The sequence below is a fragment of the Streptomyces sp. NPDC001204 genome (assembly GCF_053598035.1).
In genome coordinates, this window is record NZ_JBSFJL010000020.1 from 116490 (window position 1) to 128734 (window position 12245).

The 12245-nt window shown below is 74.0% G+C and carries 6 protein-coding genes; 3 read left to right on the top strand and 3 right to left on the bottom strand.

Annotation, left to right across the window (positions count from 1 at the left end):
• Window positions 1-7: 7 nt before the first annotated feature.
• From ACWC91_RS25880 to ACWC91_RS25890, 3 genes are all read left to right on the top strand, one after another.
• Window positions 8-700 carry a BPL-N domain-containing protein gene (locus ACWC91_RS25880; RefSeq protein WP_225077104.1) on the top strand — a complete coding sequence of 231 codons (693 nt, stop codon included), beginning with the start codon at window positions 8-10 and terminating at the stop codon, window positions 698-700.
• An 89-nt stretch (window positions 701-789) separates the two neighbouring features.
• On the top strand, window positions 790-1467 hold the full coding sequence (locus ACWC91_RS25885; RefSeq protein WP_225077103.1) for a response regulator transcription factor: 678 nt from the start codon (window positions 790-792) through the stop codon (window positions 1465-1467).
• Window positions 1468-1470: 3 nt separating this feature from the next.
• On the top strand, window positions 1471-2853 hold the full coding sequence (locus ACWC91_RS25890; RefSeq protein WP_225077102.1) for a sensor histidine kinase: 1383 nt from the start codon (window positions 1471-1473) through the stop codon (window positions 2851-2853).
• 37 nt (window positions 2854-2890) lie between these two features.
• Here ACWC91_RS25890 and ACWC91_RS25895 read toward each other — a convergent pair whose 3' ends face one another.
• The 3 genes from ACWC91_RS25895 to ACWC91_RS25905 form a co-directional block, all read right to left on the bottom strand.
• Window positions 2891-3310, bottom strand: a complete 420-nt coding sequence (locus tag ACWC91_RS25895) for a hypothetical protein (RefSeq protein WP_450643636.1) — start codon at window positions 3308-3310, stop codon at window positions 2891-2893.
• 147 nt (window positions 3311-3457) lie between these two features.
• Window positions 3458-10072, bottom strand: coding sequence for a beta-ketoacyl synthase N-terminal-like domain-containing protein (locus tag ACWC91_RS25900; RefSeq protein ID WP_450643637.1), 6615 nt, complete (start codon window positions 10070-10072; stop codon window positions 3458-3460).
• 79 nt (window positions 10073-10151) lie between these two features.
• Window positions 10152-12092, bottom strand: coding sequence for an SDR family NAD(P)-dependent oxidoreductase (locus ACWC91_RS25905; RefSeq protein ID WP_450726056.1), 1941 nt, complete (start codon window positions 12090-12092; stop codon window positions 10152-10154).
• Between the last annotated feature and the right edge of the window lie 153 nt (window positions 12093-12245).

Genomic DNA, 12245 nt, shown 5'->3' on the forward strand with positions numbered 1-12245 from the left:
GGCAGCCATGACACACCCAAGGCATTCAGGGGCCGCCGCCGGACGCCGTCCCCTCGCTCTCGTCTACCGCGGCCCGGCCTCGTCGCCCGGCTGCCCCGAGGCGGTCGCCGGACTGCTCTCCTCCGGGCCGTGGAACCTTGACGTCCGTTTCACCGGCCCACACGAGGCGCTTCCGCTCTCGGCCGGACTTCTCTCCCAGGCCCTGCTGTACGCCCAGCCCGGCGGCGGCACGCTCGCCCCCGCCTACCGGAGACTGCGGTGGCGGCGCCGGGCGATCCGCGGCTTCGTCCGCGACGGCGGGCGCTACCTCGGGTTCTGCCTCGGCGGCTACCTCGCCGGCGCCACACCGGGCTTCGCCCTGCTCCCAGGTGACACCGACCAGTACATCTCCTCCCCGGGAGCCACCGTCCACGAGGAGAGCGACACACTGATCACGGTGACCTGGCGCGGCCGCCCCCGCACGGTGTTCTTCCAGGACGGCCCCCTCTTCGACCTCGACGAGGACGCCGACGCCACGGTCCTCGCCACCTACGACAACGGCGCCCCCGCCGCCCTCGTGACCCGCTTCGGCCGCGGGCGGGTCGCGGTCACCGGTCCCCACCCGGAGGCCACGACCGACTGGTACACCGACCACGGCCTGCCGGTGCACCACACCCTGGACCTGGCCATGGACCTGGTGGAATCGGTGATGGAGGGATGACCCCACCGCCGTGGCGCACACGTTCGCCGGCTTCCTCCCGGGAAACAGCCGCTCCGGTCCGGAGCTATCGTGGTTCTCGAGAGGCTGCCATGCGGACGCTGATCATCGAGGACGAGCGCGCACTCGCCGAGGCGATCGCCGACGGACTTGCCGCCGAAGGCTTCGTCTCGGACCTGGCACACGACGGCCCGGACGGACTGTGGCGGGCCCTCCACGAACCGTACGACGTCATCGTGCTCGACATCATGCTGCCCGGCCTGTCCGGGTACGAGGTCCTCAAACGACTGCGGGCTGCCAGAGCCTGGACACCGGTGCTCATGCTCACCGCCAAGGACGGGGAGTACGACGAGGCCGACGCCCTCGACCTCGGCGCCGACGACTACCTGAGCAAGCCCTTCTCCTACGTCGTGCTCGTCGCCCGCCTCCGGGCCCTGCTGCGGCGAGGAGCACCCGCCCGCCCCGCCGTCCTCACCGCCGGAGACCTCACACTCGACCCCGCCCGGCACCGCTGCCGCCGTGGACACCGCGAAATCGACCTGACCACAAGGGAGTTCACCCTCCTGGAATACCTGCTCAGGCACCCCGACGAGGTGATCAGCAAGACGGACATCCTCACCCACGTATGGGACGAGCACTTCGACGGCGACACCAACATCGTCGAGGTCTACGTCGGCTACCTCCGCCGCAAGATCGACGCGCCCTTCGGCCGCCGGACCATCGAGACCGTCCGTGGCGCCGGCTACCGGCTGCGCGGCGGTGCGGGGTGACCCATGACCCCGGGCATCCGGTACTGGTGGGCCCGCCGGTCACTGCGGCTGCGCCTGACCGCCGCCGCGGCAGCGGTCATCGCCGCGGGGCTGGCCGGAGCCGCCGTGCTGCTCGTCGTCTGGCTGCACGCCAGCCTGATCAGCGGACTCGACCAGACCGCCCTGCAACGAGCCCAGGTCGTGGCGGCGGACGAGGACAGCGACCAGATCACGGCGGAAGTGCCCACCACCGACCACGGGGGAGTCGCCGTACAGGTGATCGCGGCGAGCGGGAGAGTGCTGTCCAGCTCGGCCAACCTGCGTGGCCGGCCGCGCGCTTTCACCTTCCCGGCGAGCCGGGCCGACACCCCGCACGCCCACACCGTCGACGACATTCCCGTAGGGACGGGCGGGACCTGGCGCGCCGTCGGCGTCCCCGCGGGCGCCGCCCATGACCCGGTGACCGTCTACGTGGCCGTACCCACCGAGAGCGTCGACCACGGCCTGGCCCAGCTCACCGTCGGTCTGGCCACCGGAGTCCCGGCGGTCGTCGCCGCCCTCACCGGAGTCGTGTGGCTGCTCACCGGGCGCGCGCTGCGCCCCGTGGACGGCATGCGCGCCCAGACCGCCGAGATCACCGCCTCCGACCTGAGCCGCCGCCTCGACGTACCGCCCGCCGACGACGCGCTCGGCCGGCTGGCCACGACCCTCAACGACCTGCTGGCCCGTCTGGACACATCGACGCGGCGGCAGCGGCGGTTCGTCGCGGACGCGGCCCACGAACTGCGCAATCCCCTGAGCACCCTGCACACTCGCCTGTCCGTCGCCGCAGACCACCCCGGCCTGGCCGACGGGCGGTCCCTCGCCGCCGGACTCCTGCCGCAGACCGAACGGCTCACCCGGCTCGTCGACGACCTGCTCCAGCTCGCGCGGCTCGACGCCCGCCCGCGGCTGCAGGCGCGCCCCGTCGACCTGGATGAGATCGTCTTCTCCGAGGTGCGTGAAGCCCGTCGGCGGACCCGGCTCGTCATCGACCAGCACGCCGTCGGCGCGGCACGGGTGGCGGGCGACGAGGACGCCCTCGCCCGTGTCGTACGCAACCTGCTGGACAACGCGCTGCGTCATGCCAGCGCCCGGATCGACGTCAGCCTCCACACACTCGGCGACACCGCACAACTGACCGTCGCCGACGACGGGCCGGGCATCCCCGAGGCCGACCGTGAGCGCGTCTTCGGGCGTTTCACCCGGCTCGACGACGCCCGTGCCCGGGACACCGGCGGCAGCGGTCTCGGCCTCGCCATCGTCCGCGACACCGTCACGGCCCACCACGGCAGCACCCGCATCGAGGACAACCGCCCCGGCGCCCGGCTGGTCGTCCTGCTGCCGACGGCGGGGCAGGGTCTGTGAAGAAGGGCGACAGGGCGAAAGGCGATACCTCGGCCCCTCAGGCCGTGGCGGCACGCAGCGAGAGGAACTGGAGCACGCCGAAACCGGCGACGGTCATGGCCTGCACGGGGATCCAGACCGCACCCGCGGTCGTCGGCGAGAACCAGGCGAGCATCGCGACGATGCTGAGCACGGCCCACAGCACATTGGCGTCGACGACCGCCTTCACGGCGAGGGCCGACGGCTGCTTCCGCGCGGCGAGGGAGCCGACCCCCGCGGCGTACAGCACCAGGAAGATGCCGAGTTCGAACAGCAGACCGGATCTGATGCCGAGCAGGTGGCCGACCGGCTTCGAGTCGATCATGTAGACCAGCCCGTTGACGCCGGTGACGACGGCGTCGAGAGCGAGGAAGCGGCGCAGCATGGTGTGCGGACGGTCGGTGCGGGAGAGGGTGCCGAGCAGGGTGGTGGCGGACATGCCGATCAGCCTCCGTCGAGATCGAAAACGCTGGTCACCGGGGTCGTGGCCCGAGCGGAGCGGACCGCGGGGCCCCGGTGACTCCCACCTTGACCGGTTCCGTACGGAAGATCGATTACCGCTGAGGTAATGAGACAGGCCAGCAGGTCAGGACATGGACGCTGCGGACACCACGCGCATGCCCAGCCCGCGTACCCGGTAGATGCACGTGTCGTCGCCCCACAGCGTCGCGTCCGCCGTCGCGTAGGGTCCCCGGGCGTCCCTGCCGCTCTCCACGATGTCCATGTCCACCCGGATCAGCCGGTTGGCCGGGGTGATCTGGCCGCGGTAGGTCCAGGTCGCCTCGCGACCGGGCAGCACCGGCTCGAAGCGGGGGTGCGGGATGCCGTCCGCCGCGCCGCGCTCCAGCAGGTGGTACTGGAGCAGCTGGCACATGGCCTCGACGCCCAACGACCCCGGCTGCACCGGGTCCTGGAAGAAGTGCGCCCGGAAGAACCACTCGTCCGGGACCACGTCCTTCTCCGACCGCAGCCGCCCGAGCCCCCTGCTGCCCCCGTCCGGCCAGGATCCGGTGATCCGGTCGAGCATCAGCAGCATGGGGCCCGGCAGCCGCGGCTCCCCGGCGCAGTGGCGAGCGGGCCGGGCGGTCAGATCGACCATGCGGTCACAGGGCTCGTCGAGGCGGGCCCGGTCCTCGGCCGACACCGCGAGACCCTGCTGGTGGTCGAAGGCCGACGGCGGGAAGTAGCCGAAGGCCGTGGACAGTTCGAACAGCGGCATCCCGTCGGCCGTGCACCTCACCCGGAACGACTCGATGATCATGTCCCCGCTGTGGGAGACACGCGTCAGCTCGGCGTGGGTGCGGACCGTGCGCGTCGCCGGAGTGACCTCTCCGGTGACCGTTCCCGACCCGTCGAGGTTGCGGAACAGCAGATCCGTGTCGGTGGTCAACGCGCTGCCCACGTAGGAGGCCAGCCACCCGCAGGGTTGCAGGGCGATCTCCATCAGGACGGCGAACGGCATCGCATGGCCGCCGCTCTGCTCGAAGTACCAGGCCCGCGCGGGCACGTCGTACTCCGCGACGACGCTGCTGCCCTCCCGCATACCGCCCTGCGGACCGTCCACCGTCACGATCCGGCTCATGAAGTGGTACGGGGGACCGGGCAGCCGCGCGACCCTGCGGGTTCCGTCGAACGGCTCGTACGAGGTGCCGAACGCCTCACTCGGTCTGCCCCAGGCACACGCCAGCAACGAGGCGTAGCCGAAGGGGAGTCCGTCGGCCGCCGTCGCGACCGGTTTCTCCTCACGGTGCCCGGCCAGCCCGCCGAGCAGGGGGAGCGGCACCGGTGTACCGCTGTCCTGCACGACGGGCGGGCCCGAGCGCCGCCAGTGAGACAGCGGCCAGTCGGGCACCAGCCGCAGCGCCACGTCCTGTCCCAGGAACGCCTTCGTCCCGTCCACCCAGCCCAGCACATCGGCGTACAGCGTCGGCACCGGCCCGGCCGAGACACCGCGCACGAACACCTCGTAGACGACCCGCCGGCCGGCCGGAGTCGCCTGGCCCCGGCACATCGCCCTGACGGGCCGACCGTCGACGGGCTCGAAACGCCAGCCGTCCCGGTCCACGGTGAAGCCCATGGCCGTCAGGTAGAACGCCATGGCCTGGAGACCGCCCTGGAGCATCAGGGTGCCCGGCATACAGGGGTCGTTCCTGAAGTGCCCCGCGAAGAACCAGTCGTCGGGCGACAGAGGGGTTTCGGCCCGCAGGTAGCCGCGGCCCCACGGCCCTCCGGCCGGGTCGAACGCGGTCACCTCGTGCAGCAGCCGCAGCCTGCCGTCGTCGAGCCCCGGTGAGCGCACGTGGGCCGCCGTCGCCTCCCAGCCGGGACCGAAGCAGTCCGCCGGCCGCCCCTGGGCAAGGGCGCGCACCCGGTCCGCGTCGAAGCGGGTCCGTCCGCAGCGCACGGCGGGCGGGTCGAGCGGCAGGTCGTCGCCGGGCGGCCGCTCGGCGGGATCCCACCGCACACCGCCGCTGCCCGTGAGTTCCCCGGGGGTGAAGAACCCGGCCTGGCCCTCGCGGACGCTGAGCCGGAGTTCGCCGTCCACATAGCAGTCGTAGTGGAAGAAGGACAGCCGGACGCCGTCGTGCTCCGCGTGGCCGTCGACGTGGATCTCGTAGCGCAGGGTGTCGCCCGCTTCCGGCGGACTGCCGTGGTACGTCACTTCGCAGCCGAGCAGCCGGTAGGCGCGCTCGCCCCGGTTGAGGAGGTCGACGCCCAGCCAGCTGAGCAGGAGCAGATCCGCCTGGCCGGCCTCGATCATCAGCCCGGCGGGCATACGCCCGGTGGAGTCCAGGTACCAGCTGTCCGGCAGGACGTCGGTCTCCGTCCAGATCGTCCCGTCGGTGCGCACCGCGCCGGGCGCGGCGAGCGCCCCCGGCACGGCGTCGATGCCGGTGACCCGGTCCGCGAGCAGCATGGGCGGCCCGGGCATCCGGGTCTGCACCGCGTACGCGTCCTGCTCCGCGAACCGGGGGCCGAACAGCGTGGAGATCTCCCGGGAGGCGAGGTGCTCCAGTTGGGCGCGGTCGAACTTGGGCCCCGGCCTGAGGGGTGGTGTGAGTGCCGTTTCCGGCGGGGGAGAGGGCAGGGGCGCCGGGCGGGGCGCGGGGTGTACGGGCGCCGGGCGGGGCGTGGGCCGTGCGGGGGCCGGCGGCGGCCCGGCCGTCGGGCGCTTTGCCGGGAGGGCCGGTGGGCCTGGCGGCCGTACCGGCACGGGCGCGCCGCTCCTCAGCGCGGTGACGGCGAGAGCGGACATCCGCAGGAACCGCTGATGGGCCTCGGTGTGCCCGGCGAGGATCTCCTGGTGCAGCGCGGCGACGCGCCGGCTCTGCCGGAGGACCGCGGCACGGGCACCGGTCTCCTGTGCCTTCCGACCGTCCGATTCCGTCGGCCGGACGTCCGGCAGGGGGCGCCGCCCCACGTCGCCGGGTGCCTCTGACGGGCGGGCCGCCCGGTCCGGCACCGGCGCCAGTTCGGGGGCCCGGGGCAGGGTCACCAGGGCCGGCTCCAGCGGCGGCAGAATCGGAGGCGTGGGTACGGGCACGGTGACGGTGGGCCCGGGACGCGGGACCTCGGTGGCCGCTTTTGCGAGCCGGGCGAACAGCTCGTCGGCGCGGACCGGTACCCCGGCGGCGACGAGTTCGGCCACCGCGAGGCACGGCTGCCGCAGCCCGGTGTCGCCCGGGGTGTCCAGCGCGACGGCCACATGGTCCCGGTCGCCCAGCACCCGCTTGATCCATCCGGTGCACAGCTTGCGCGGCCCGTGCTCCACGAAGATCCGGACGCCGTCCGCCCACGCCTGCTCGACCGTGGCGGCGAAGTCGATCGTGTTCAGCCCCTGCGCGGTCAGCGCCTCGGCGGCCCGTTCGGCCGTCGGCCGGTACGACTGCCCGGCGGCCCCGCTGTAGAACCGCACACCGGGCACGTCGACGGTGGGCCGGCGGTGCGCCTCACGCCATACCTCCCGGACGTCCGCCAACTCCGGTGCGTGGGCGGCCATGTCGTAGTCGAGCCGGATCGCGCGGTCGGCGCCGATCCTGGCCACGACGGCCGCGCACGCGCGCGACTCGCCGCCGATGACGCAGACTCCGGGCGCGTTCACCGCCATCAGATGGACCGCCGCCTCGGCGGCGAGTTCGGCACGGACCCTCTCCAGGGGCGCGGTGACCAGATGGCTCGACCAGCGGGAGCCCTGGATGCCCAGACGTTCCCAGTGGCGCCGGACCGCCCGGAGTTCACCGGTGAGTTCGGTCGTGAACAGGCCGCTGTCCCGGGTGGCGTCGTACAGCCCGGCGGCGTCCGGCCAGGCACCCAGCGCCACCAGGGCGGCCGACTCGCCCGAGGAGTACCCGAGGGCGGCGTCCGGCCGAAGCCCGAGCACTTCCCGGGTGAACACGGTGTGGTGGACCGCGAGTTCGGCGGCGGCCCAGATCTGGTCGAGCACTCCGGGCTCCGCCCGGGACCGCAGTCGCGCACCGATCGCCCCGTGCCGGGCACGGACGGCCTCGCCGAGCGACGGCAGTGCGAGCAGCAACTCGTGGCCCATACCCGGGTACGTGGCCGAGCCGTTGGTGTACACGAACGCGGTCTGCCCCGTGACCGGCCTGTCCCGGTACGCCACGTCGACCGGACGGGCCCCGCCCCCGGCCAGCCAGCGGCGGGCGGCCTCCATACGGCCCGGCAACGCGTCGTCGTCGGCCACGAGCGCCAGCCGGGCCGGTCCGGCGCCGGACTCCGCAGCGGCCTCCAGCGCGGCCAGCACCCCTTGCCGGTCGGCCCCGGAGAAGACGTGCAGACGCGGAGCCGGGCTCCGCAGCCACGGCCGGGCGTCTCCCGCGCGCAGCCGGACACTCGCGGTGGGCCCCTCCATCGGTGTCACCACGGCCTTCGCGGTGTGCGCGAGGGCCGCGGTGTCCGCGGGACCGCCCGGACGCGGCACCGCGCGGTGCTGGAGCGACAGCGCCGCGACCGCGACGGAGACCAGACCATACGCGGCATGAGCGCGCCCGAAGACGGATGCCGGGTCGAACACCGCGTCCGGACCGTCCCCGATGACCATGTCGGGCACGCCGGCGGAATCCTCGTCGAGCAGGGCGACGACGGTGTCGCCGTCCCTGCGCGCGGCGTCCAGGGACTTGAGGACCAGGACGACGGCGGCGTCTCCCGGTTCGTCCTCGCGTCCGAGTTCCCGCTGGGCGGCCCTGTGCACCGCCTCGCAGGACAGGTCGGTGGCACCGACGAGCGCGGCGTCGACCTCCCCCGACCGGACGGCCCGGGCCGCGAGCTCCAGCGCCACCAGCCCGGACGCCTCCTCCGCCGAGACCGCGAACCCCGGGCCGGCCAGGTCGAGTTGGGTGCTGATCCGGTTCGCCACGAGGTTCGGCATGCTGCCCACCACCGCCTCCGCGGTCATGGGCGGCACGAACGCGTCCCGGGCGAGGTCCGCCGACGGTGCCCTGGCGGGCAGCCCGGCCTGTTCCAGCCAGTGGGGAACCCGCCAGCGGGCGCCCGCCCGGGCCACCTCGGGGTCCACCCCCATGCCGACGACCACCATGGTCCGCTCCCGGGGCAGGGACACCGACCGTACGGCCTCACGGGCTGCCTCCAGCACCAGGAGCTGATGACGCACCGTTCGCCGAAGGGCCAGCGGCGGGAAGCACAGGTCCCTCAACTCCACGGCGATCTCCGTCGCGGGGCCACGCCGGTCACCTCCCAGCACCGCCCGCCGGAAGTCCTCGGTACAGGTCCCGTCGCCGACGCGGGCGCCGAGAGCCACGATCGCCACCGGCGCACGGCCGCCCGTCGATTCCCGCGTCCGGGCCGGGGCGGGCACGGCGGCGGACGGCGGGCGGTTGGGCCGCGGTACGGCCGGCACCGGGTCGCCGTCCGGAAGGTCCACCACCAGATGGGCGTTGGTCCCGCCGAACCCGAACGCGCTCACCGCCGCCCGGCGCTGCCCCGACCACGGTTCCGGCGCGGACAGCACCCGCAACGGCGTGCCCGCCAGCGCCTCCAGCGGCCGTTCCGCGCCGAGCGTCGCCGGACGGACCCCCGCGCTCAGCGCGCCGAGCACCTTCAACAGCCCGGCCACGCCCGCCGAGGCCAGCAGATGCCCGACGTTCGACTTCACCGAGCCGATGGGCACGTCGTCACCGGCCCCGAAGACCCGCGCCATGCCGCGCGCCTCCACCGCGTCCCCGACCGGCGTCCCCGTCGCATGGCACTCGACGAGCGACACGCTCTCGGGCGTGACGCCCGCCGCGTCGTACGCCAGGCGCATGGCCCGGACCTGGCCCTCCTCCGACGGACTGATCAGCCCGGCGCCGCGCCCGTCGTTGGACAGCCCGACACCGCGGATCACCCCGAGCACGGGCAGCCGGGCGGCGCGCGCCTCGGACAGCCGCATCAGGGCGACGAACCCGGCGCCCTCGCCGTGCACCAGCCCGTCCGCGTCCCGGTGGAAGGGCCGGCTGCGCCCCGTGCGGCTCGTCGCGGACAGCCCGCAGAACCCCACGTGCAGATAGAGGGGGTCCGCCCGGCTGACCGCACCGGCCACCATCAGGTCCGCCGTGCCGTCGTGCAGCCGGTCGCACGCCAGCTTGACCGCGTACAGCGACGACGCGCAGGCGGCGTCGAGGGACCACGCCCCCGCGCCCAGCCCGAGCGCCCGGGCCGCGAGCCGGGCGGGCAGCCCGGACGAGAAGCGGTTCCGGGCGTCGGGCCGCTCCCGGCGCTCTCCTGTCAGCAGGGCGTCACGGAGCGGAGGCCGCTGGGCGGACAGCCAGACGTGCTCGGCGAAAGCCGCCCCCGAGGGCGTGGGATAGGACAGGTTTCCCAGCACCAGCCCGGCGCGCGGCAGCGGGCCCTCGCGGCCCGCCTCCGTGAGCGCCTGCCGGACGCCGTACATGACCCAGTGGAAGAGCGGGTCCAGCGACAGGATCCGCTCCGGGGCGATCCGGAAGCCGCTCGGGTCGAAGACGGACTCGAACCCCCGTACGTAGCCGCCGACATCGGTCCAGGTGCGGTCGAGGTGGTCGTCCACCGACCCCATGGCCCAGCGGTGCGGCAGCCGCCACCGGCCCTCCGGGACGGCCGACAGGCTGGTGCGGCCCGTGGCGACGTTGTCCCAGAACGTGTCCGGATCGAGCGCGTCGGGCAGCACACAGCCCCGGCCGACGACGGCGATCGGTTCGAATTCCATACGGGTCTCACTTCACGGCAGGGCACGCTGGCAGGGCAGGACAGGTTCGCGGGGGCCGGGACTCGGGTGGCGCCGGGGCTCAGGAGGGTCGGCGGACGAGTTCCACGCCGAGGAGTTCCAGGCGGACGGCTCCGTCGGCATCGATCAGCGCCGCGTCGCAGCGCGCCCCCGTGCTGTGCACCTTCCGGCCCCGCAGCACACACCGCACGGTGCCGTCCACGGGGCCGCGCCGGTGCACCCTGCACTCCGCGACGGCCATCGGCAGCGTCGCCGCACCGAGTTCCTCCTGCGCCCAGACCAGGGCGAGTTGGAGTGCGCCGTCCACGGCGGCCGGGTCGAGCGGCCAGTGCTCACCCGGCCATTCCAGGGCGCGTACGCCCGCGACGGTCGCCTCGGCTCCGTGCTCCGAAACACCGTTCAGCGTGCGGACGGAGCGGAACCAGGGGCCGTGGAAGAGGCTCTCCCCGTCGTACAACTCGGCGCGGTCCAGCGGCTTGAGGCCGTCCGGGCCACCCCACGCGGCCGGATCCGGCGCGTCGGCCCGGGTGTCCAGCACGGCCCGGAAGTGCGCCATCCCGCCGTCCCCCCGCAGTTCCGCCTCCAGCCCCGACGGCGAACCGGCCGCGCCCCGGCTGCCGTGTACGGTGAGCAGGTGGCCTGTGCCGGCCAGTTCGGGCAGGGCGCACTTCTTGTACACCCGCAGGTCGCGCAGGACGAGCGGGCCGGCCTCGGGCAGCCAGGCGGTGGCTGCCCCCGCGAACCAGTTCAGGACCATCGCCACCGGCAGCACGGGAACCCCGGTGATCGCGTGGTCGGCCAGTTGCGGCAGGCTGTCCGTCCGGACGAGCAACTGCGTCGGACGGGGATCGCCCGCCGGGGACAGGGCCGCCGGATCGTCCCCGGCCACCAGGACGACACGGGCCTCACCGGCTGGGCCGTCCAGCTCGGCCGTGAACGCGGCCGCCCCCTGCTCCAGAGGGATCAGCGGAACCCCGGACCGGCCGAAATGCCCGGCCAGAGCGGGTGTGACCATGCCGCCGCGCCACGGACCCCAGGCGACGCACCGCACCAGACAGCCGGGGCGGCGGGCCTGTTCGGCGGACGCGACCTGACCCAGGATCTCGTTGGCCATGGCGTAGTCGCTCTGACCCGCGTTGCCGAACACGGCGGCCACCGAGGAGAACAGGCAGATCACGTCCAGCGGATCGTCCGCCGTCGCGGCCAGCAGCGCGCGCAGACCGTCCACCTTGGTGGACATCACCAACTCGACCTGCTCGTCGGTCTTGTCGGCGATCAGCTTGTCGGCCAGCACTCCCGCACCGTGCACGATGCCGGTGACCGGCCCCCACGCGTCACGTACGTCGCGCAGCGCGGCGGCCACGGCGTCGACGTCGCGGACGTCCACCTGGACGTACCGGACGGGGGACCCCGCCTCCTCCAGCGCCGCGAGCGTCGCCCGCACCTCGCGCGCGGCCAGGATCTCCCGGGCCCGCGCCGCGATCCGGGCGGGCGAGGAGTCCGCAGCGTCCTCTGTGGAGCGCTCGGCGAGCAGCCGGGTGAGCGTCGGTTCGTCGGCGGCGGACGCGAGCCCCTCGGGCTCGGGAACCGGTGCCGTCCTGCCCAGCAGCACGATCCGCGGACGGTGGGTCCTGGCCAGGTCGAGCAGCGCGGCGGCGGTCACCCCGCGGGCCCCTCCGGTGGCCACGATCACCGACTCCGACGTGATCCGTTGGGTGCCGCCGGGCGTCACCGGGGCGGGTACCGCCCGCAGGGCGATGCGGGTTCCGTCCGCGCGGAGACCGACCTCCGGGTCGGGGCCGCCGTCGAGCAGTTCCCGCACGATCGCCTCGGCGACCTCCTCGTCGCTCCGGCCGCCCCGCTCGCAGTCGACGGCCTTGACCGAGGCGTCCGGCCACTCCTTCGCCGCGGTCCTCGTCAGACCGGCGACCCCGCCCAGCCATGCGCGGTCGGGTGCGTGCCCGCCGAGCCCGAAGTCGCCTCCGGTGTCCTGCACGGTCACGAACAGCCCGTCCTGTGCGGCCGCTTGTGCCTCCGCCGTGCGTGCGGCCGTTTGTGCCTCCGCCGTGCGTGCGGCCGTTTGTGCCTCCGCCGTGCGTGCGGCCGTTTGTGCCTCCGCCGTGCGTGCGGCCGTTTGTGCCTCCGCCGTGCGTGC